Genomic DNA, 20,971 nt, shown 5'->3' with positions numbered 1-20,971 from the left:
CAAGGAAGGCACCGTGACAGATGCCGCGACTGGCCCCCGCGGCCAGGACCACTGGCCGCCAGAGGACCTTCGCCTCGTCAAAACGCGACAGCGTTCTTGCCCTTCAGTTGAAGCATGTTACGCGCCTCGTCCGGCGTGGCAACTTCAAGGTTCAGGGATTTCAAGACACCAACGACGCGCTTGACCTGCTCGGCATTGCTGGTGGACAGCCGGCCCGGACCCTCCCACAGCGAATCCTCCAGTCCCACGCGGACGTTTCCGCCCATGGCAGCCGCCATCGACGCAATCGGCATCTGGCTGCGACCGGCGCCGAGCACGGACCAGTAGTAGTCCTTGCCGAACAGGCGCTCGGCGGTGCGGCGCATATGCATGACGTCCTCGGGATGCGTGCCGATGCCACCGAGCAGTCCGAACACAGACTGGATGAAGAACGGCGCCTTGAGGATGCCGCGGTCAGCAAAGTGCGCAGCGGTATAGAGATGGCTGGTGTCGTAGCATTCGACCTCGAACCGGGTACCGTTGTCGGCGCACGACTCCAGGATGTAGCGGATCTCCTTGAACGAGTTGCGGAAGACGCGGTCCTCCGAACCCTCCAGATAGGGACGCTCCCAGTCGTACTTGAACTCCTTGTGCCGGGCGAGCATCGGATACAGCCCGAAATTCATTGACCCCATGTTCAACGAGGCAACCTCGGGCTTGAGTTGCAGCGCCGGCTGCAGGCGCTCTTCGACGAGCATGTTGGGGGCGCCGCCCGTCGTGAGGTTGATCACCACGTCGGAGCGAGCCGCAATGCGCGGAAGGAATTCACGAAAGAGCGCGGGGTCCTGGGACGGCTGGCCATTCTCCGGCTTGCGGGCATGGAGATGGACGATCGAGGCGCCGGCCTCGGCCGCGGCAACAGCCTCTTCTTCAATTTCCTGCGCGCTAATGGGGAGATAAGGCGACATCGTGGGAGTGTGGATGGTTCCGTCGCAGTAAGGGTGTCGACGTAGAATGTGGGGTCTCGAACCGCGAAGCCAGAAGATGAGCCATCAGACCAAGCGCCCACGGAAGAGCCTGCCGGCAGGGATTGCCAAGGTGCTCAAGCGCCTGCACTACCCGCTGGACGTGATCCTGCTATGCGTGCGGTGGTACGTAGCGTACTCACTGAGTCTGCGCGATCTGGAGGAAATGATGGCCGAACGCGGCATCCCGGTGGACCATTCCACCGTGCATCGCTGGGTGATCAAGCTGCTGCCGGTATTCGAGAAGGCATTTCGCAGGCATCATCGTTCGGTGGGCGCCAGCTGGCGCATGGACGAAACCTACATCTTGGTCAAGGGGCAATGGAAGTATCTCTACCGGGCCGTGGACAAGGCCGGCAAGACCATTGATTTCCTGTTGTGTGCACGCCGTGACACGGCCGCTGCCCGGCGCTTCTTCGAGAAGGCCATCGCCGGCAACGGAGTTCCACAGACGGTCACGGTGGACAAGAGTGGCGCTAATCTGGCTGCCCTGCAGGCCATCAATGCCAAAAGGGAAACTCCCATCAAGATCCGGCAAAACAAGTACCTGAACAACCTCGTCGAGCAGGACCACCGGTCCATCAAACGCCGGGTCAGGCCGATGCTGGGATTCCAGAATTTTCGTTGCGCCCGCATTATCCTGGGTGGCATCGAGACCATGCACATGATCCGCAAAGGGCAGGTGGTCACCCCAAAGGGGAGCAGTCCGTCCGCTGCCGAGCAATTTTACTCGCTGGTCGCATAAGCGCAGCACCTCGGCGATCCCCGGCTGGTACTACTCCTTATCGCGACAAAACCAGGAACTCAGCCATCCGCATCAGGATCGCCCGAGCTTGCGCCTGAGATGCGGTCTCCTGCACGGCAGCGGTTTGCCCCGGCTTTGGCGTCGGAGGCTGTTGGGAATATGCCGGTTGGCCGATTGTCAAAAAGAGCGCTGAGACGAGGACGGCACGCTTGAAGCGCCGTAGCGTGTGATCGTTTATTCTCACGATTATTTCTCCTGCGCGTATGCTTTACCGCGACCGCACGCCCATGGGACTGTGCGCCTTGAGAATCGAATGAAGTATAGGTCTGCATCAGCGCACCTTGCTTGAGCTTTATGCTTAACCCAGCCGCGCAGGCAAGCGTGCTGATCCGACACATGGCGCAACATGGCGCAAGCTCGGTAGCGCGAATCCTACTTGTGCTGGTCAAGGCAGGTTCATGTGCTTGTGCCTCCATCCGGGCTTCGATTTTGGTGACGCGCTCGGAAATCATAATCTCCCGCTGGTATGCGCGTTAGCGGGCGCCGGTACGGTCCTCCCCGGGGGCTCGTGGGCAATTTTCGGAGGGCGGCGATCGTTCGTTTGCGCCACGTCATCCGTCCGACATGTCTCGCCGGCCACACAGCCGCTCGGCACATCTCGGTCGTTGAGTGCAACAAGAATGACTGGCGCAAATTGTTAAGGATTGTTTGATGTCTGCCCTGTTCTGCCGGACTGTGAGGGGCGGTGGCGCCTGTGGGCAGGCGTCGAACAATCCTCGGGGGAGGAAACCGCGGAGTGCTGCGATGCGGCGTGTGCAGGGCTATGGCGATTCAAGCGTTTGCTTGATCAACAGAGCGAGGGGATGGCGAGGAAGCGAGGCGTGAAGCGGGTGTAGGCATGGCGGGAGGTCACGCAGTTCAGGACCGTTAGGACGCTGCGAGTGTCCAATGAGGCAGCCCGGGACAGCGAGCACGACTGTCCGCTTGCGGCTCCGCTCTCCGAAGAGCCGACGATCGGGTTGGATGCGTAGGACGTTTGGCTTCATGCAAGGACTCGCTGTGGTGGCGGTCCGCGGATGCCGGCACCGCGCGGGATGATCTCGATGATGAGCATTGGTGCACCACAGTGCCGGCAGAGGAAGGGCGTCGGCGCAGCGAGATCGGTGTCATCAGGTGGAGTGGCCACCGTAGGTACGACCTTCAACAGTTCACGCGCTCGGGCCAGGTTTGCGCGGCGCACCGGGTTGGCAAGCAGGCCGTAGTGCCGGATGCGGTGGAAGCCGCCCGGCAGCACGTGCAACAGGAAGCGCCGCATGAACTCCCCGGCGTCCAGCGTCATGGTCTTGTAGCGGGTGCGACCCTTGGCCCGGTAGTCCTTCCAGCGGAAGGTCACGCCACGCTCGTCCATGGCGAGCAGGCGCTGGTTGGAGATCGCCACGCGGTGGGTGTAGCGCGACAGGTAGACCAGCACCGCCTCTGGCCCGGCGAACGGTCGCTTGGCATACACGACCCATTCGGAGGTGCGAAGCGGCGCAAGCCACAACGCGAAGGCAGCCGGATCGGCGAGCGCGGCGTAGTCGCCGAAGAACTGCAACTGACCCTGATCATGCGCAGCCTGGAGGGCCTCGAGGAAGCGGCGTCGGAACAAGCGCGAGAGCACGCGCACCGGCAGGAAGAAGCCGCGGCGGCACGCTACCCACCGCTCGCCATCCAGTGACAGGCCTCCGCCGGGCACGATGCCATGCACGTGCGGATGATGCGTGAGTGCCGATCCCCAGGTGTGCAGCACCAGGGTGGCGCCAATCTGCGCGCCGAGGTGCTTCGGGTCGGCGGCGATGGTGCGCAGGGTGTCGGCGGCGACATCGAACAGGAGGCCATAGATCACCGCCTTGTTGTACCAGGCGATGGCACTGATGGGCGCAGGCAGCGTGAACACGATGTGGTAGTAGTCCACGGGGAGCAGATCCTCGCTGCGCGCTTCGAGCCAGCGATGCGCAGCGCTGGCTTGACACTTGGGGCAATGCCGGTTGCGGCAGGAGTTATAGGACACCTCAAGCCTGGCACAGCCGGAACAGCGCAGTACATGCCCTCCCAGTGCCCCGGTTCGGCACTGTTCGATGGCCGACATGACTTGCAATTGCGCCAGGCTCAGGTGTGCAGTCTGTCGCCAGGCCGGCCCATGGAGGCGGAAGATATCCGCGACCTCGAGCACGACAGGCTCGATGGCGCAACGCCTAGGTGGAGCGGATGTTCTCCAGCGGGCTGACGACCTCGCGCAGCAGATCAGTAGCGACCTGGGCGTAAAGCGCGGTGGTCTCCAGCTTCTTATGCCCGAGCAGTACCTGAATCACGCGGATGTCGACCTTCTGTTCGAGCAGGTGGGTGGCGAAGCTGTGTCGCAGCGTATGCATGGATACGCGTTTATCAATCTGTGCATCCTGGGCGGCGGCATGGATGGCGCGATTGAGTTGACGGACACTGAGCGGCTCGATCGGATTGAGGCCCGGGAACAGCCAGCCACCGTCGAGCATCTTGCCCTGGGCATGCGCGACACGCCACCAGACGCGCAGTCGTTCGAGCAGCACGGGCGAGAGCATGGCGTAGCGGTCCTTGCGGCCAAATGTGTTGTCAAAAGTTATGTTGCCGCGACGACCGGAATACTATTCGGGCGGCATTCCGTTCCAAAACGCGGCAACATTACCTTTGTCCGCTAATCAAGCGTCATAGCGCCTTCAGGAAACTCATGAGGCCAGCATCAGTATGCCAGGGCCTGCTCCTTGTTTCTTTCGGCAGATCGCAGTGAGCAAGCGCTTTAGCTTTCATTTCCAGGTCGACCTCCGCGTAGATATGGGTGGTATCCAGGGAGACATGCCCCAACCAGGCCCGAATCGTGTTGATGTCCACGCCGGAACGAAGCATATGAACCGCACAGGTATGCCTCAGGCAATGGGGGCTGATGGACTTTGCCAGGAGCGACGGCAAAGCCCGACTCGCTTGTGCAACCGTTCGACGGACGACAGCATAGATACCGAACCGAGTCAGCGGTTCATTGAGCCGGTTACGAAACACGAATTCTTCGCACGCACGTCCGGCAACAAGCGGCTTTAAGACGGCTGCGGTACGCGGCCAGATGGGGCACCAGCGCAGCTTGTTACCCTTGCCAACCAGGCGTACTGCAGGAGAGTTGCCCCAGCTGATATCGCCCACGGACAGGTGCGCAGCCTCGTCGGCTCGCGCACCGGTGTTATAGATAAACAGCAACAAGGCGTGGTCCCGCATTCCCAGAGTCGTGTGCGGGTCGGGCGTGTGCAGTAACGCCTCCATTTCCGGCTTGTCCAGATACGTCAGAGTCGATGATGCCGTCTTTTTGAAAGGAACGCCCCGTATTGCTGCACACCATGCCACATGCTCCGGACTATGCATGCCGATGAACTTCGCAAGCGAATGGATCGTCGCCAGACGCAGATTGCGCGTAGTTCCGCTGCAGCCACGTTCCTTCTCCAGATACCGCAAAAACGATCGTACACTGGCTGGCGAGAGATCATCGACCGAAAGGCGATCGACAGGCTTGTCTAGTGCCTTGCTCAGAAACGGAAGTAGGAGGGCCAGCGTGTCGCGGTAACTGAGTTGGGTATTGCGAGCGAGATTGCGGTCTGTGGCAACATGTTCCAGCAGGAACCTGCGTATCCATGGCCCGATCGAGTTATTGTCACGCATCTCACACCTCCGATTGCGCGTAGCGGTCAAAGCGCATACTGGCTTCCCGCAGCAGCTCTGGGGTCATGCTGAGGTACTGCTGGGTGGATCTCAAGTCAACGTGCCCCAGGTAAGTCGCCAGTTGCGGCAACAGGCGTTGCACATCGGCGCCGGCGCGATACCACGCGATGACCCGATGAACGGCGCTGGCGTGTCGAATGTCGTGAATACGAGGCTGGTAACGCGCCGTGGACTCGCGCTGAATCTGTGCAGCCCGGCGAAGCCGGCAAAACAGCTTATTTACACGCTTGTAGTCCAGGTGAAGGCCGGTACGCGTAGCAAGAAACGCTGACTTATCACCATCTGGCATCGGGAGCTGACGACGACATGACAGATAGTCGTTCAAAACGATTGCCAGCCGTGGGCCAATGGGAACCACACGGTCCTTGAAGAACTTGCCATCGCGGACCGTCAGCACACTGTTCCTCAGGTCGACATCCCGTAGTGTGAGCGATAGTGCCTCGCCAATGCGCATCCCTGTTCCATAAAGAAGCAGAAGCAGGCTACGCATGGTTTGAGCCAACATTGGAGACAACGGTGTTTGAAGTATGTCAGTTGCCGCCACTAAACGCTTTAGCTCATCAACTGTATATACGTAGTCAGCCCTGCAGAATGCTGAAGAGTAAGGCGCAGCAAGGCTTCGGAAGAATTGCGCTGCGTGCCGAACTCCCAGATCGATTATGAATCTGATTCAGATCCTGGGAGATTTGAGGGCCTTGCCGATGAGCACACCGGACTTCTTTCGCAGCCGCTTGGACGGGATGATTGATCTTCGCCATCCGCTGGCAGTACTGGCGAGCCGGATGCCATGGAATGACATTGAGGCGGCCCTAGCACCAGTGTTTGCACGCAAGGCGCAGGATGGCCGCAACGTGGTCGGCGAGGACTTGTTCGGGCCGACGTGCGCAGTGGCCGGTGCAAGTGTCAGCGCCGCTGGCCGGCCTCGCCTGCCGATCCGACTGATGGTCGGGCTGCTCTACCTCAAGCACGCCTACAACGAAAGCGATGAGTCGGTGTGTGAGCGCTGGGCGGAGAACGTGTACTGGCAGTACTTCTGCGGCGAGGAGTACTTCCAAATGCGGCTGCCGTGTGACCCGACGAACCTCGTGCGTTTCCGACAGGCCCTGGGCGAGGCTGGCGTCGAGGAACTGCTGGGCAGCACGATCGCTGCCGCCGTGCAAATGAAGGTGATCAAACCGGCTGAGTTCGAACGGGTCATCGTCGACACCACGGTGCAAGAGAAGGCCATTGCCTATCCGACCGACAGCCGGCTGCTGGAGGTTGCGCGGGCCAAGGTGGTGCAACTGGCCAAACGCGCCGGCATTCAGCTTAAGCAGAGCTTTGCCAGGGAAGGCAAGTCGTTGCGATTTCGTGCGGGTGGTTATGCGCATGCCAAGCAGTTCAAACGGCTGAGAACCGTGCTCAAGCGCCAGCGCACCGTGCTCGGCCGCGTACTACGTGATATCGAACGCAAGATGACGGCGCTCGCTGAGGATCAGCGACAGCGTCTGCGTCCCTGGCTCGAACGCGCCCGACGCATTGCGCAGCAACGTGCCAAGGACAAGAACAAGCTCTACGCTCTGCACGCTCCCGAGGTGGAGTGTGTCGCCAAGGGCAAGGCCCGTCAGCCCTACGAGTTCGGCGTGAAGGTGAGCCTGGCGATTACCGCTAATCAGGGACTCATCGTCGGTGCACGTAGCCCCCCGGCGTCAGAATAGTTGTCGTGTTACCTGATTTCGATTGACCCAGTCTGGGGGCGGTAGAGTCAGAGTGAATGAGAGCCTATTCAGCAGAGAGAAAGGAAGCGCTGTTGCGCCGCATGATGCCGCCCGAGAATGCGTTGGTGTCGGCGCTGGCAAAGCAGACGGGGATCACTGAGCAAACGCTGTATGCTTGGCGTCGACAGATGAAAGCGCAAGGAGTCCCGGTGCCGGGAGATGGAAAGAACCCCGAGGCCTGGTCCTCGGCAGACAAGTTTGCGGTGGTGCTGGAAACCGCGCCGCTCAATGAAGCGGAATTGGCGGAGTATTGCCGCCGCAAGGGTCTTTACGCGGAGCAGATCGCTGCCTGGCGAGAGGCCTGTCGATCGGCCAATGCCAACGCCGGTGAACAGGCGCGAGAACAACGGCTTCAGTCCAAGGGTGACAAGAAGCGCATCCAGCAGCTTGAGAAGGAATTACAGCGAAAGGAGAAGGCGCTGGCGGAAGCGGCCGCGTTGCTGATTCTGAGAAAAAAAGCCCGGGCGATTTGGGGAGAAAAAGAGGACGACTGATCAGCGTCCCAGATCGCCGGTTGTGTATATCGTTGATTCGAGAGGCAGAACGCTCAGGCTGCCGACTGGCCCAGGCTTGCGACGAGTTGGGTCTGAGCTTGCGCACCTTCCAGCGCTGGGTTCAGGAGGGCGATGAGGTGGTCGCAGATGCTCGCACCACCACTGAGCGGCCAGCGCCAGCCAACAAGCTCAGCGAGCCGGAACGCCAGCTAATTCTTGAGGTAGCCAACAGCGTGGAGTTTGCCAGTTTGCCGCCCAGCCAGATCGTCCCGACGCTGGCGGACTGCGGCCAGTACGTGGCCTCGGAGTCGAGCTTCTATCGTGTCTTGCGTAGCGCGTCGCAGCAGCATCACCGCGGTCGTGCGCGCAAGCCCTCGGCCCGGGTGGTGACCAGCCATTGCGCCACCGGGCCCAATCAGGTGTGGAGCTGGGACATCACCTGGAGTACGCCCAGCCAGCGTAGCCCGCCCGTTTGGGGGTGAAGCTGCTTGAGCATGTTTGGAATGCAGGACCCGGTGGAAGTGACATTGCAGTACCGGGGTATGCCCTTCCTCTGCTGCGAGGGGAAGTGAGCCGAAGCGGCGGTGACCTGCTGACACTGGCAGGGTGACGTAGTCCGTGGGAAACGGGGCTTGCGGCGAAGCGGTTACGCCAAGATGAGTCTCTAGGCTGAGCATGGGACGGTTGAGGAACACGAACCTGTTGAAACGCATCTGAGGGTTGAAATGTCACCCCTGCCCACACCGCTTTATGGGCAGGACGCGGGCTGTTTCCGGGCACATCCATGGTCCGGGGGCACGAGTACTGACTGGACAAGTATGCTGGTCAGCATGGAACCACGGGGAGCGCGCAGCTAGATCGTGGTGCCCGCGACGACTTGCGGCAAGCAAGGATAAAGACTGCGACAGGCAACCTCGCTCATGCGGTGAGTCCAGCATGTGAACTGGGGAAGGTTTGCACAGATGCCAAGGGAGTGTGCCCCCGATGATGTGCAAACTGGCGGAGCCTCCGTAGTAGTCCGAGGTCGGGAAAGCCGGCCACATGGCGAAGGGAGGCAGTTGAAGTGGTTTGTTTGGTTGACTAGCTGACCCTAGTGAGGTGAAGACCTTTGATAATCAGTGAAATGCAAAGCAAACTGGCGACATGGTCGACGGAGAACAAAGAACGCAAGTTCGATCGACTCCTGAGGCTGATTGCCAATCGGGATTGGCTGAGCGAAGCGGCTCGCATTACACTGGCCTCCAGTGGAGCCGGCACGCCGGGCGTGGACGGGGTCAACAAGTGCATGATGGAAGCGAATCTCCAGCATGAACTGGCGACGATACGCGACGAGTTGCTGACGGGTTCATATAGTCCGTTGCCTGCGCGACGCGTGTACATACCGAAAGCGAACGGCAAGCTCAGGCCGCTCGGCATACCGACGGTGATCTCATAATGCACCTCTCACAGTTGAGTGTGGGAATGTTGCCCCCGAAGATGCCCTGAAGTGCGCACCCAGTCCCGCAGTTGCTGTTCCTTGACGGGATCCAGCGTGATCCACCATGGGCCCCGCCCGTCGAGCTTACGAGCGTGGACCACCTGGCGCTCAATCCAGTAATACACGACGTGTGGACTGATGCCTAGTCGGTGAGCGAGTTGCTGGACCGTGAGTTCGTCGGGCCGCATGAAGTTGGTCGCCGCAATCCCGTACCGGTAGCGGATCCATTTGACCATGGAGAGCGTGAACGATTTGCCAGTTGGGCTGCGCAGGCCTTCCTGATTAAGGTGCGCAACGATTTGTGGCTCGGACAAATGTTGCGACAGTTTGCGCACGTGCTCGACGGTTGCAGTGGGATAGCGCACCGCGTCGGCGACCGGCTTGGGCAAAGTCACGGTGGTGTCGGTACATTTGCCTCCCTGCCAACGCACGTGTAGGACCACCTGTCTGGTTGCGGGCAGTTTCTCGACCGTAATGTCCCGGATGAGCAGTCGCAGCATGCGCTTGCGATCCTTCGCCGGGGTCGCCGGAGCACGCCAGAGGCGCGGCAGATTGTGCGCCAGTGCGAGGATCTGGGCCTTCTGTTCGGGTGTGGCAACGCGCGCCTTCTGGCTCTGGAACTGGGCGGCTTCCGTCTTGATCGCTTCGAGGCGAAGCATCGCGTCATTCCAGCGCCGCTCGAGGGTGCCCGTGACCAGACGGTTGGCGGGATCGCATTCCTGATAGCGACGCTCGGCAAGAGCGACTTCATACTCGGCGCGTTCGATGCGCATATGCCACTGACGCATGATGGCGTGATCCCGCTGCTCGAGTTCGTTCAGGGCGGTCACGGCGAGTTCGAATTCGGCTGGCCGCAGGGCCGCGAGCATTGCTTCGCCGATCGCGTTGTCGAGCAGGTCGCTGCGCACGCTCATGCAATCTCTGGTCGCTAAACCCTGGCGGCGCTGCGCATTGCACAAGTACATTGGGTAGATGCCACCGTTACCCTGGTAGCGCACGGTCAGCGCCCGACCGCAGCAGCCACATAGCAGCAGCCCCTGAAGCAGCGCCAATCCTTCACGCGCCGCACCGCTGAGCACGGTACCTTCGCCGTTGGTTCGGTTGCGCGCCAGGCGTGCCTGGTTGCGCTCGAATTGCTCCGGGGTGATATACCCTTCGTGATGGTCGGGCAGATGGACACGCCAGTCCGCCTTGGGTACCGGCTGCACGCGCTTTTGGACCTCTCCCTGTGGCGTGATGCGTTGCCGGTACTGGTACCGTCCAAAGACATAAATGCCCGCATACGAAGGATTCTTGATCAGGCCGATCACGCGCTCATGGCTCAGGCGCCCCCAGATGAGCCGGCCCGCCCAAGCGCCGCCATAGGCGCGCTTGGGAAAGCGCAAGCCACCTTCGGCAAAGCGCTTGACGACCGCGTATGCGCTGCCGGTCTCTCGAAAGAGATGAAACACCAACTGCACGGCGCCGCGTACCTCGTCATCGGGGTCCAGGACGATGCGGCCGTCGTCGTCATAGCACAAGCCGACTGGCAGTGGAAAGCGCAACTCACCCTTCTGCGCCTTGTTGAGCTTGCCGCCTTGGAGGCGCCCGCGCAAAAAGTGCAATTCGGCCTGTGCCATCGTGCCTTTGAGGCCCAGCAGCAGGCCGTCGTTGAAGTCGCCCGGGTCGTAGCACCCATCGGCGTCGACGACCAAGGTACCGGTGAGCGCGCACAACTCGAGCAGGCGATGCCAGTCCAGATTCGAGCGCGCCAGGCGCGAGACCTCCAGCGCAAACACGGCGCCCACGTGCCCCATCGAGACATCCGCCACCAGCGTCTTGAAATCCTCGCGGCCCGTCATCTGCGCGCCTGACTGACCGAGGTCCCGATCCAGGATCCGGATCGACGTTTGTGGCCAGCCCAATGCCAGCGCCTTGTCGCGCAACGCATACTGGCGCTCCGTGCTCTCCTGATGGTGTCGCACTTGGGCCAGCGTCGATTGGCGGATATAGATGTACGCCGGCTTGCTCTGATGTTGGGGGGTGATCTTGGTGTTCATCGACGGCCTCCTCGGTCAACTCCAGCGCGGGCTCTGCGGTGAGCCAGGCTTCGAGCATGTTGGCGATGAGTACGCCGGCCGATTGCAGGTCGATGGAGTCGGTGAGCGACAGCGGCGACTGGCTCACCGACGCCCCTTATAGCGCCTCGCGGCGGCGTAATAGTTCGCGATTGATCTCGCAGATCTCCTCGATGATCTCGCGGACACGGTGATAGCTCGCCAGGCGTTCGGTGACGTCGGCGAAATCGGCTTGTGGCACGTAGTCCATTTGTGGTCGGCGCCCGGGAAAACTCACCGACAAGTAGTACTTGGGGCCATGACCTGGGCCATCGGCGCACTTGCAGCCAGGCTTGCCACAGCGCTTGTAGCGTTCGATGAGCGAGCCCCGCAAGAGCGTGTCCAACGCCGGCATTTGCTTGAGCAATTGCGCGCGACGCCTGCGTAATGTTGACGACGGAATATCTTCCATTGGCGGACCACGTTAAAAACTGGTCTGATAGTAGGGCAATGAAATGCATTGATCAAGCTCCTTTGGTTGATGACTTCTTGGAGGACGAAGCGGCAAGCTGATCGATCAACGCGATCAGCTCCAGCAGCATGCCCAGATCGAAGCGAGACACAGGGATCTCGCAATCGTCTTCGACAGCAGGCGCGCCCCAGTCGGTCCATTCGCGGGCAATGCTGAAGCTGCCGCGCTCGACATGACCCAGCAGCAATGTGTCGACGCCCGCCACCCGGCGCGTCTTCAGGACCGGATAACGCTGGCCCCGGAGCGGATGAAACGGATGGCGGATCTCAGCCCATCCCAAATGCTCGTTGAGCGCTTGTGCAGTTCGCGCTGACCGTCCCGAGCCTGCGGGATCGGATCGTGCAACGGGCAATGTTGATGGCGATGGAGCCGATATGGGAGAGCGATTTCCACCCGGCTTCATATGGCTTTAGGCCTGCCCGTAGCGTACATCACGCGATTCGCGCGGTGAAGCTCCAACTACAAGACGGCGGTGAACAAAGTACTGCGGGACGTTGGGTTATCGAGGGCGACCTCGCCAGCTACTTTGATACGGTTCATCATCGCCTACTCATGAAGGGGATTCGCAAGCGAATCGCCGATCAGCGCTTTCTTGACCTGCTCTGGAAGTTCATCAAAGCGGGCTGTGTTGATCGCGAACTGTTTCGTGCAGCAAGCGAAGGCGTTCCTCAGGGCGGTGTCATCTCGCCCCTCTTATCCAACATCATGTTGCACGAATTCGATGCGTGGATGGAGCGGAACTACCTGAGCAAGAAAGTGCGGAAGGATCGGTGGGCGTGGAACTTCGCAATTCTTAAACAGCGGCCTATTGCTGTTCGAGAAGATCGGCAGTGGAAACCAGCGGTATCCTATTGTCGGTACGCGGATGACTTTGTGATCGTGGTCAAGGGGACGCGTGAACATGCTGAGACAGTACGTGAAGCATGCCGTGGGTTCCTCGAAGGCGAGCTGAAGCTAACGCTGAATATGGAGAAGACCCATATCACGCATGTGAACGACGGCTTTGTCTTCCTCGGTCACCGGATCATTCGCAAGCGTGGGCCACGCGGCCGCATGCGGCCTGTGACGACCATACCGTGGGAGAAGTATCGAGGCTTTGCCGGGAGGCTCGTCAAGCAACTTTCGGGCAACTACGGCATGAACCGGATGGACCTGATGGAAAGCCTGAATCGGCAGATCGCTGGCTGGGCTGCCTTCTATCAATACACCGACTACACGGCTACCATGTTCACTAAGCTAGACCGAACAGTCTTCTGGAAACTCGGACACTGGCTCGCGCGCAAGTATCGGCGTGGGTTCAGGTCGCTGATGCGCGACTATATCCGAGCGCCGGAGCCGGGACAGGCTACAACATGGGTGTTACAAGGCCAGAACAGTCGAGGGTGGTATGGGGTGGTGGCGCTTCGGCGCCTGGTTACCAGCCGCAAAGGTCGTTTTACCTGGCGTACCCCGACGGAAAATCCGTACATCCTGCGCGATGAGACACGCCGTACCATCGAGTCGCGCTACCCCGTTGTCGCCTTTGCTATGAGCAACACTTGAACGGAGAGCCGGATGCGCTGAGAGGTGCAAGTCCGGTTCGGGGAGGAGAGACAGGGAAATAGTCCGACTACGCCCTGTCTCTTACTCCACTGCCAGCGGAAATCAAGGGCCAGTATTACTACTGGTACATGATGCTGGACGTGTTCAGCCGCAAGATCGTCGGTCACGAAGTGCATCGGGCGGAATCGGCGGAGTTGGCGGCGTTGCTCATGCGGCGAGCCAGTTTGGCCGAAGGTCTGGCTGGACGTCCTCTGGTTCTGCACTCGGATAACGGCAGTCCAATGAAGGGTGCGACGATGCTGGCCACCCTGGAAAACCTGGGGGTGGTCGCTTCGTTCAGCCGGCCGCGCGTGAGCAATGACAACCCCTACGCGGAGTCGCTGTTCCGGACCTGCAAATACCGGCCGGACTACCCGCGCCAGGCATTCGGCAGCGTGGACGAGGCACGCGCATGGACGCAGCGATTCGTGCGTTGGTACAACCACGAGCACAAGCATAGTGGACTGAAATTCGTGACACCGGCGCAGCGCCATAGCGGTATATCCGCAGCGGTGCTGGCTCAACGAGAAGCGATCTATGCAGAGGCGAAGGCCAGAACGCCAGAGCGTTGGTCCGGGCCGACGCGGAACTGGAGTTTGGCGGACGAAGTCTGGCTCAATCCGGAGCGGATTGCGCCGGCAGAACTAAAGCAGGTTGCGTGAGGTGACGTGACAACTACGTTGACAACCGCCGTGAGCGCCGCCCGCCTTCCATCCCTCGTCCAGCGCTTCTTTACCCAGCGCCTGCTCGAGCAGCAAGGTTTGAGTTCGCATACGGTCGCGAGTTACCGCGACACGTTCCGGTTGCTACTGGCGTTCGCCACGAAGCATGTCGGGCGCGCGCCGTCAAAACTGCAGATCGAAGACTTCGACGTGTCGTTGATCGAGAAATTCCTTCAGCACCTTGAACAAGACAGGGGCAATTCAGTGCGGACACGTAACACGCGCCTCGCTGCTGTGCATGCCTTCTTCCGGTTCGTTGCGATCAGCGAGCCCGCGCTGTTCCTGCAGTGTCAGCGCATCCTTGCAATTCCATCCAAACGCTGTGAACACGGACCCGTTGAGTTTCTCACCGAGGGCGAGGCCGCAGCTCTGGTAGCGGCACCCGATGTACGAACATGGATCGGCAACCGCGATCGAACGCTGCTTCTGGTAGCGGTTCAAACGGGTCTGCGCAACAGCGAATTGACCTCTCTCAGGCGTCAGGATGTCGTGCTCGGCACAGGCGCCCACGTCCGTTGCCTCGGCAAAGGCAGAAAGATGCGATGCACTCCGCTGCGACCGGACGTCATCGCGGTGCTGAAAGAATGGCTACGGTATCAACCTGGCGAACCCGATGATCCGGTCTTCCCGAGTTCGCGCGGTGGCCGTCTTAGCGCCGATGCCCTTCAGCGGCTTGTGTCGCGCAACGTCGCAATCGCGTGCCGCTCGTGCCCCTCGCTGAAGAAAAAATCAGTAACACCCCACACGCTTCGGCACGCGGCCGCGATGAGCCTGTTGCATCACGGCGTAGACCTGACCGTGATCGCGCTCTGGCTCGGGCACGAATCATCGGAGACGACCCAGATCTACTTGCACGCCGACATGCGGCTCAAGGAACGCGCACTGGCGCACGCCAATGCGAGCGGCGTCGCGCCGACGCGTTACAAACCTCCCGATGCCTTGCTCGCCTTCCTGGAGGGTCTCTAATAATGCCGACAATTCAAGCCATTCGAAACAAGGATCCGCCCAACTGTTGTGCCGTCCTCTTCATGACGCGGCATAATCCGGGAGTCGGCATAACGTCATTCATGCCGCTAGCGGCATGACACCAGTTGTTGTCCACGGGCGCACGCCCATCGACAACATAGCGGCTCAAGTATTCCCACTGATTCCGCGTGTAGACGATCGCCTTGCCCAGCAGGCTCTCTGGCAACACCCGCGGGGCCTGCTCGTCCAGCCACGCCTTGAACGCCGTCAGGAGCGGTACGCTATGCTGCTGGCGCAGCCGATACGTGTAGTCAGCGCGCGATTGTCCTTCGGGCAACTCAGCCTTGGCGAGCGCCTCGACCTGGTAGAGGGCCTTGAAGTATTCGAGCGCCTGCGCGGCGTGCCCGCCAAGCTTCTTCTGCCCCTTGAGCGCATCGACAAACGCGCGTCTCGCATGCGCAGTATCTGGAGCTCCAGATACTGCGCAGTATCCCGAGTACGGTTTTATGCTGAGCATCGATCGGTCGACGCTTTGTACGTGGACTTCGGATGCTCCCGCGTCACCACATAAATCTTATCGCTCACAGCGAACTCAGAAACGCGAGAAGGTCGGGTTTCGGTTTCCATGATCTCGCACGAGCAGGCTCGATCCCAGCATGCCGCCAGAACGTTTCCAGGGCATCGCGCTTCATCTGAAGGTTTGTCTCGATGTAGCGTCCGGTTGTCGCAATGCTTGCATGACCAAGATAGTCGCGAATCACCGGCAAGGCGTTACCCGATTGCAGCAATCCGACAGCACAACTGTGCCTCAGTACATGTGGCGTGACCCGCTTATGAGCGAGCGCCGGCAGTTGCTGAGCCGCGGCTTGCACGTGCCGGCGCAGAATGTAGGCAATCCCGTCACGACTTAGCGCCTCTCCATGGCGATTGAGAAAAACATGAGGCTGTGTGTCCGGATGGTTGATCGTTCCTAGCCGGCGAAGCGCATCGGCAGTCTCACGCCACAACGGCAGGAGTCGATCCTTTCGACCTTTACCGTGGAGCCGGACCTGCCGTGGAGAGGCTAGTTGCAGGTCGTTCCAACAAAGACCAGCCGCTTCACTGACACGCGCGCCGGTATTGTAGAGAAACAGAAGTAATGCGTAGTCGCGATGCCCACGAATCGTCTTTGTGTTGGGCGTTGCGAGAATCGCACGGACCTCGTCAGCTTCCAGATAGGTCGCCGGCTGATGTCGTGCCTTCTTTGCCGGAATTGCGAGCGCTCCGGCATACTGTTGCGAGTGGACGATGTCTGTGCGCAGCAGGTGCTTGAAGAAGCTTCGAATAGCGGTACGTCGACAGTTGCGCGTTGCCACCGAGTTTGAACGGTCCGTCTCGAGATGAAGTAGGAAACGGGAAACCGTTGCAGCATTCATGTCACCAAGATCAATAGCCGAAACGCTGCACCCCTTGTTCGTCGCGACGAACTCAAAGAAAAGCTTCAAGGCGTCGCGATAGGCGCGCACCGTATGGATGCTAGCACCGCGCGCGCGTTGCAGGTAATCGGCAAAGAACGACTCAACCCGAATGAACAAGGCTGCGGACGGTGCATTCTTCATTCTGGAGTATGCGCATGGCGCAGATGATTCTCGAGCTGTCTGCTGGCGAGATCCAGCAGTTGTGGGGTCGCCTTCAGGTAGACCTCTGTACCGAGCACGTCCTGGTGACCCAGATAGGCCGATAGCCAGGGTAGCTTTGCGTGGACATCCATTCCGGCAGATGCCCATGCCGTGAGCCGATGCACCGCGAAGGCATGGCGGAATTCGTACGGTCTCGGTCCGATCCTGCCGGCAGGTGGTTTGATCGCCAATTGCCGAAGCAACCGCCGAATTGCCTCGGATGCGGACTTCACCGTAAGTGGTGTGCCATCCAGACGAATGAACAACGCTTGCGGATCCTGGGCGCGACAATTCCGAAGGAGTTGTCGACGTGCCTCCAGGTATTGATGCAGTTCCTTGGCCAGATCCGGTCGAAATGCCACGATGCGGGATCGCCCTTTACTGTGCGACACCAGGAACGTGTTGCGGCGGAGATCTACGTCCTCCATTTGCAGGTGGACCGCTTCTCCCAGTCGCAGGCCAGTGCAGTAAAGCACCAGCATCAATGCGCGAAACATTGGCCCCCAGATCCAGCGACCGCGATGGCTGCTCGCTGCATGCAGGAGCCGAAGCACTTCTGATCTTGCCCCCGAAGAGTGGAGTTCTTAGCCCTATGTTCAAATACGAGCAAGGAGCTAAGAGATGTCAGGCAAGCAAACGCGAGCGAAATACACGCAGGAATACAAGTTGGAGGCGGTTCGCCAAGTGAGGGCTGGCCAATCGATTGCGGTCACGGCCAAGGTTCTCGGCATTCCCAAGGGTAGCCTTGGGGCTTGGATGCGTCAGAGTGAAAAGGGAGAACTGGCGGCAGGGACGACTGGCAAGCCGGTGACCGTCACGCCTGAGCAGATGGAGCTGGCTCGGCTGCGGGCGGAGAATGCGCGCCTGAGAATGGAGCGCGATATCGCAAAAAAAGCCGCGGCATACTTTGCGCAGGACGTGTTGCAAGGTATGCCTGGATTTACCAAGTGAGAAAGCACTGGCCAGTGAGTATCTCGTGCGAGGTGCTAGGCGTGAGCGCCAGCGGGTATTTCGCTTGGCGCCAACGGCAATCAACCAACCCCGGCTCCGGTGAACGCCAGAGTGACGAGGCCGTGCTGGCCCACCTGCGCGCCATCCATGCCGAGGTCAAGCAGGAATACGGTTGGCCGCGCATGCATAAGGAGCTGCTCGCGCGCGGTGTCAGGGTGGGCAAGGAGCGGGTGCGTCGCCTGATGCAGCGGCATGGCCTACGCGCGCGCACCAAGCGTAAGTTTGTTGTCACCACTGACAGCAAACACAACTTGCCGGTGGCCGCCGACCTGGTGCAGCGCAGGTTCACCCCTGAGGCCCCGAATCAGCTCTGGAGTGGAGACATCACCTATATCGCCACCGATGAGGGGTGGTTGTACCTGGCCGCCGTCATTGACTTGTTCAGCCGCCAGGTGGTGGGCTGGAGCATGGCGCCACACATGCAGACCAGCCTGGTCCAGGACGCCTTGCGGATGGCCTGGTTCCGGCGCCGCCCGGGTCAGGGGATGATCTTCCACAGTGACCGTGGCAGCCAGTATTGCAGCCACGAGTTCCAGCGCACCATGCGCGACTGGGGCATGCGCTCGTCCATGAGCCGAAAGGGGAATTGCTGGGATAACGCGCCGACCGAGAGCTTCTGGGGACGGCTCAAGACTGCAAGTTTGCACGGAAGAAAGTTCGCCACCCGGCGGGAGGCCATGGACGCGGTGCTCGACTGGATAGCCTTCTATAATCACCGGCGGCTGCATTCTACGCTGGGTTACCTCAGCCCCATGCAGTACGAGCAACGCTGGCACGCGGCACAGCGTAAAAAGGCCGCATAACTCGGGAGCTAAGAGCTACACCAAACAGGGGCAACATCACGTAGGCACTGCCGTCCTTTACGGAGCGGTCGTCACGCCACACATGGATGATCTCGCTCGTCGTCGGGGACGGTCTGGATCGGCGTGTATCGCTCGGATCGAGCTGCATAATGTTTGCTCACAGTTGACCGCTGCAGCGTAAATCGTCTCGTGCTTGCCGTCAGGCCCCGTGTCTTGTTGGTCAAGCGCACGACGGATCCATGCGCTTCGCTGCAATCTCAGAAAACCCAGCGGGGCCGGTAGTTCGCTGAGCATCTGTGCTGGGAGAGCATGCCTCAATTCCAGTAGCGTCCAGTACGGGCTGGCTTCGCCGGGCATGCAGCCCCTTTGCGGTACACCCGGCGTTGGCAGTCGCAGGGAAGCTACCGCATGCAGTGCCGCGTCAACCGCGCGTACCCTGCGGCGCAACCAACGTACAGCGGCAGGCAAACTCACGTCGTCCCGTCGTAGAGCATCGGCAGCCGCCTCCATGCTGTGCATACGCGGCAAGCTTGCGACTGCAGCGTCGATCGAGGCAAGCAGCCCAGGCAGCCTTGCGGCGAGAAAGTCAGGCAGGAGACTGAAAGTTCGGTGTCCCTGAGGACAGTACCACCTAGCAATGCGCATCCCTGATGGTGCCGCGCGCCGATAGGTGCCATGGCGAGCAAACGAGCAACCGCCAGAGGGATGCAACGGACAACGGTCCAGACGTGCGATCAGCCATTCGCGATTCGCGACGTAGCTCTCGGCACTTGATTCCGTTCGCAGTGGGATCTGCATGTTCACCGCCCAGACGCCGTACACGCATAGCGTCCAGACAGATAATATGCCGAGTCGCTTGGCCCTTCAAACTCGTCCGTTGGCGCCCGAACGGCGCTCACCCCACATAAAACCGTACTCGGGATACTGCGCCAGGCAGCCGAAGTGGGTCACGCCCTCAAGCGTGCGCCACGCGCTGTAGCCGTCGGTCATCAGCATGCCCTCGTAGCCGGCGAGAAACGCCTGCGGGTACTCCTGTCCGCGCCCTGGCTGGTAATCGAACAGCACCACGGGTTCCCCGCAGTCCTCCGCGCTGCGGTAGACCCACATATATGATTTGCTCTGCGCGGCCTTGCCCTGCTCCTTGAGCACCTGCACCGTTGTCTCGTCCGCATGGATCAGTGGCTGCGATAGCAGCGTGCGGCGCAGCGCCTCATACAGCCGGCTGTAATGCAACTCGGCAGGCCGGATGATCCAGTTGGCCAGCGTGCCACGGCCAACTTCAATGCCAGCGCGCCCGAGCGCATCTTCCATGCGATACAGCGGCGTGCCGTCAACGTACTTGCCGATGGTCACCGTCGCCAGCATTGCCGGGCTTGCGTTGCTGCCCGGCAGTGGTTGCGCTGGCATCGGCGCGGTCACCACCGGCGTGCGTTCGGCATTGCGCTCGCAGTGCCGACACGCGTATTTGAAGCGGACGTGCTGCAGTACGGAGACCTTTGCTTCGATGTGCAACTGCTCGCTGACTTCCTCGCCCAAGCGGTGCATCGAGCCCTGGCAGCACGGGCAGATCTTCTGGTCTTCGGTCAGGTCATACTCGATGCGCTGGCGCGGCAACTCCGCCGGCAGCGGCTTGCGGCCACGTTTGCGGCCTGCGGGCTTATCGGGCTCTGGCAGCCCCGTGTCCGGCGGCGCGAGCGCTTCATCCTCATCGTCGTTGGCCGGCTCCGGAGCGGCCATTTGTTCGGCTTCGTCGAACACGCGGTCCTTGATCTTCTCGCTGCTTGGCGCGAAGCGTTTGGATTGCGCAAGCCGGAACTGTTCCTCAAGGAGCTTGATGCGATCGTTCAACTCGGCAATGTGCTGAGCGTTGGCAGCTGCCTGCGCTTCGAGTTCGCGGATATAGGCCTGGGCGACCGGCGGCAATTGCGAGAGGTCGTGTTCGTTCATGCTGAACACGATAGTGCAGCCACCGCTCAATCGGGTATACGTCACACCGAACGACCATCAAGCCGTGTGCTGATATTTGCGCGACGGGTGCCGCTTCACGGCGTCTACGTCGATACCGTCCAGTAGCCAGTGCAACTGCTCGGTCGTGAGCTCGATCACCGCGTGCTCACGCCGCGGCCACACAAAACGGTCTTCCTCCAATCGCTTCAAAAGCATCCAGAACCCGTTTCGGTCCCACAGTAACAGTTTGATGCGGTTGCGCCGACGGTTATGAAAGGCGTAGACGGCGCTGGCAAACGGATCAAGCTGCATCGACTGCTCGACCAGGGCAACCAACCCATTGATCCCGAGGCGGAAATCCACCGCGTTGCGGTTGCAGGTAGACCCGCAGGTCAGCGTCGAGCCGGAACATCAACGCGCTCCCAACGCGCGGAACTTCACATTCGGCTTCGATCATGCTT

Annotated in this window: 13 protein-coding genes and 8 pseudogenes; 8 read left to right on the top strand and 13 right to left on the bottom strand. The window is 60.6% G+C overall.

Annotated features, from left to right (window positions below):
- Positions 1–77 precede the first annotated feature (77 nt).
- Positions 78–947 (bottom strand): 3,5-dioxohexanoate:acetyl-CoA acetone transferase, encoded by an 870-nt coding sequence (gene kce / locus AC10V3_RS38755; protein WP_490924345.1) that lies wholly within the window; start codon positions 945–947, stop codon positions 78–80.
- Between the two features lie 76 nt (positions 948–1,023).
- Here kce and AC10V3_RS38750 point away from each other — a divergent pair, with 76 nt between their 5' ends.
- Complete coding sequence (locus AC10V3_RS38750) at positions 1,024–1,749, top strand: IS6 family transposase (protein WP_490924344.1); 726 nt, start codon at positions 1,024–1,026, stop codon at positions 1,747–1,749.
- 1,042 nt (positions 1,750–2,791) lie between these two features.
- Here AC10V3_RS38750 and AC10V3_RS38745 read toward each other — a convergent pair.
- The 4 genes and pseudogenes from AC10V3_RS38745 to AC10V3_RS38730 form a co-directional block, all read right to left on the bottom strand.
- Positions 2,792–3,973, bottom strand: coding sequence for an IS91 family transposase (locus AC10V3_RS38745; protein ID WP_490924684.1), 1,182 nt, complete (start codon positions 3,971–3,973; stop codon positions 2,792–2,794).
- A 10-nt stretch (positions 3,974–3,983) separates the two neighbouring features.
- Positions 3,984–4,367 (bottom strand): annotated as a pseudogene (locus AC10V3_RS38740) (tyrosine-type recombinase/integrase); the annotation flags it as partial.
- 103 nt (positions 4,368–4,470) lie between these two features.
- Entirely contained in the window at positions 4,471–5,466 is a 996-nt protein-coding gene (locus AC10V3_RS38735; protein WP_490924343.1) for a tyrosine-type recombinase/integrase, read from the bottom strand.
- Between the two features lies 1 nt (position 5,467).
- Positions 5,468–6,070: a tyrosine-type recombinase/integrase gene (locus AC10V3_RS38730; protein ID WP_490924342.1), complete on the bottom strand. Its 603-nt coding sequence runs from the start codon at positions 6,068–6,070 to the stop codon at positions 5,468–5,470.
- A 157-nt stretch (positions 6,071–6,227) separates the two neighbouring features.
- Here AC10V3_RS38730 and AC10V3_RS38725 point away from each other — a divergent pair.
- From AC10V3_RS38725 to AC10V3_RS38715, 3 pseudogenes are all read left to right on the top strand, one after another.
- Positions 6,228–7,217 (top strand): annotated as a pseudogene (locus AC10V3_RS38725) (IS5 family transposase); the annotation flags it as partial.
- Between the two features lie 62 nt (positions 7,218–7,279).
- Positions 7,280–8,220, top strand: a pseudogene (locus tag AC10V3_RS38720) (transposase); the annotation flags it as partial.
- A 680-nt stretch (positions 8,221–8,900) separates the two neighbouring features.
- Positions 8,901–9,203, top strand: a pseudogene (locus AC10V3_RS38715) (group II intron reverse transcriptase/maturase); the annotation flags it as partial.
- Positions 9,204–9,220: 17 nt separating this feature from the next.
- Here AC10V3_RS38715 and AC10V3_RS38710 read toward each other — a convergent pair.
- The 3 genes from AC10V3_RS38710 to AC10V3_RS38700 all read right to left on the bottom strand — a co-directional run bounded on the left by AC10V3_RS38710 (position 9,221) and on the right by AC10V3_RS38700 (position 12,102).
- Positions 9,221–11,293, bottom strand: a complete 2,073-nt coding sequence (locus AC10V3_RS38710) for a recombinase family protein (protein ID WP_490924334.1) — start codon at positions 11,291–11,293, stop codon at positions 9,221–9,223.
- A gap of 136 nt (positions 11,294–11,429) precedes the next feature.
- Positions 11,430–11,762: a DUF6788 family protein gene (locus AC10V3_RS38705; RefSeq protein WP_349609875.1), complete on the bottom strand. Its 333-nt coding sequence runs from the start codon at positions 11,760–11,762 to the stop codon at positions 11,430–11,432.
- Between the two features lie 52 nt (positions 11,763–11,814).
- Complete coding sequence (locus tag AC10V3_RS38700; protein ID WP_035828052.1) at positions 11,815–12,102, bottom strand: DUF5372 family protein; 288 nt, start codon at positions 12,100–12,102, stop codon at positions 11,815–11,817.
- Between the two features lie 29 nt (positions 12,103–12,131).
- Here AC10V3_RS38700 and AC10V3_RS38695 point away from each other — a divergent pair.
- The 3 genes and pseudogenes from AC10V3_RS38695 to AC10V3_RS38685 form a co-directional block, all read left to right on the top strand.
- Positions 12,132–13,364 (top strand): annotated as a pseudogene (locus AC10V3_RS38695) (reverse transcriptase domain-containing protein); the annotation flags it as partial.
- An 83-nt stretch (positions 13,365–13,447) separates the two neighbouring features.
- Positions 13,448–14,065 (top strand): annotated as a pseudogene (locus AC10V3_RS38690) (transposase); the annotation flags it as partial.
- 30 nt (positions 14,066–14,095) lie between these two features.
- Positions 14,096–15,091, top strand: coding sequence for a tyrosine-type recombinase/integrase (locus AC10V3_RS38685; protein WP_490924341.1), 996 nt, complete (start codon positions 14,096–14,098; stop codon positions 15,089–15,091).
- Positions 15,092–15,215: 124 nt separating this feature from the next.
- Here AC10V3_RS38685 and AC10V3_RS38680 read toward each other — a convergent pair.
- From AC10V3_RS38680 to AC10V3_RS38670, 3 genes and pseudogenes are all read right to left on the bottom strand, one after another.
- Positions 15,216–15,551 (bottom strand): annotated as a pseudogene (locus AC10V3_RS38680) (IS66 family transposase); the annotation flags it as partial.
- Between the two features lie 121 nt (positions 15,552–15,672).
- Positions 15,673–16,689 carry a tyrosine-type recombinase/integrase gene (locus AC10V3_RS38675; protein ID WP_490923301.1) on the bottom strand — a complete coding sequence of 339 codons (1,017 nt, stop codon included), beginning with the start codon at positions 16,687–16,689 and terminating at the stop codon, positions 15,673–15,675.
- Entirely contained in the window at positions 16,686–17,246 is a 561-nt protein-coding gene (locus AC10V3_RS38670; RefSeq protein WP_490923303.1) for a tyrosine-type recombinase/integrase, read from the bottom strand. The genes AC10V3_RS38675 and AC10V3_RS38670 overlap by 4 nt, the downstream gene beginning before the upstream one ends.
- Positions 17,247–17,370: 124 nt before the next feature.
- Here AC10V3_RS38670 and AC10V3_RS38665 point away from each other — a divergent pair.
- Positions 17,371–18,563, top strand: a protein-coding gene (locus tag AC10V3_RS38665; protein WP_490923304.1) for an IS3 family transposase whose coding sequence is annotated in 2 segments (ribosomal slippage) — positions 17,371–17,635 and positions 17,635–18,563 — 1,194 coding nt in all. Because the reading frame shifts where the segments join, the coding sequence is not laid out codon by codon here.
- Between the two features lie 927 nt (positions 18,564–19,490).
- Here the strand turns inward: AC10V3_RS38665 and tnpC are convergent.
- Positions 19,491–20,510 (bottom strand): annotated as a pseudogene (tnpC, locus tag AC10V3_RS38660) (IS66 family transposase); the annotation flags it as partial.
- 57 nt (positions 20,511–20,567) lie between these two features.
- Complete coding sequence (gene tnpB, locus AC10V3_RS38655) at positions 20,568–20,873, bottom strand: IS66 family insertion sequence element accessory protein TnpB (protein ID WP_490924340.1); 306 nt, start codon at positions 20,871–20,873, stop codon at positions 20,568–20,570.
- Between the last annotated feature and the right edge of the window lie 98 nt (positions 20,874–20,971).

The sequence above is a fragment of the Cupriavidus sp. PB-02 genome (assembly GCF_058252315.1).
This window is presented reverse-complemented; position numbering and strand designations above follow the sequence as displayed.

Bases quoted from the DNA above. Each gene is read 5' to 3' on its own strand.
- AC10V3_RS38710 (WP_490924334.1), bottom strand. From the start codon at position 11,293: ATGAACACCAAGATCACCCCCCAACATCAGAGCAAGCCGGCGTACATC.
- kce (WP_490924345.1), bottom strand. From the start codon at position 947: ATGTCGCCTTATCTCCCCATTAGCGCGCAGGAAATTGAAGAAGAGGCT.
- AC10V3_RS38750 (WP_490924344.1), top strand. From the start codon at position 1,024: ATGAGCCATCAGACCAAGCGCCCACGGAAGAGCCTGCCGGCAGGGATT.
- AC10V3_RS38705 (WP_349609875.1), bottom strand. From the start codon at position 11,762: ATGGAAGATATTCCGTCGTCAACATTACGCAGGCGTCGCGCGCAATTG.
- AC10V3_RS38735 (WP_490924343.1), bottom strand. From the start codon at position 5,466: ATGCGTGACAATAACTCGATCGGGCCATGGATACGCAGGTTCCTGCTG.
- AC10V3_RS38675 (WP_490923301.1), bottom strand. From the start codon at position 16,689: ATGAAGAATGCACCGTCCGCAGCCTTGTTCATTCGGGTTGAGTCGTTC.
- AC10V3_RS38670 (WP_490923303.1), bottom strand. From the start codon at position 17,246: ATGTTTCGCGCATTGATGCTGGTGCTTTACTGCACTGGCCTGCGACTG.